Here is a 311-nt window from a genome sequence, read left to right on the forward strand (position 1 = left end):
AATATTTGGTGATAGAGCATGGGGATGGCTAGGGCATACCATTGATATTCTTGCCGTTTTGGCAACCCTATTTGGACTTGCAACCTCACTAGGCCTTGGCGCGCAGCAAGCGACCAGTGGCTTCAACCATGTATTTGGTCTTGAGGGCGACATTGGCACTCAATTGATCATCATTACTTTAGTGACCTTTATTGCGTCATTATCGGTAATGCGTGGCATTGACGGCGGTGTTAAGGTCCTAAGTAATATCAACATGATCGCAGCGTTTATACTGCTGGTGTTTGTCACCATTGTTGGTTGGAATAGTGTAT

The 311-nt window shown here is 45.3% G+C and carries 1 protein-coding gene; it reads left to right on the forward strand.

Features of this window, described 5'->3' with window-relative positions:
- On the forward strand, positions 1 to 311 hold a 311-nt coding region (locus AB4585_RS28320; protein WP_372172094.1), incomplete at both ends, for a BCCT family transporter.

The sequence above is a fragment of the Vibrio sp. 10N.222.49.C9 genome, assembly GCF_041474985.1.
In the GTDB taxonomy this organism is placed as follows: domain Bacteria; phylum Pseudomonadota; class Gammaproteobacteria; order Enterobacterales; family Vibrionaceae; genus Vibrio; species Vibrio crassostreae_C.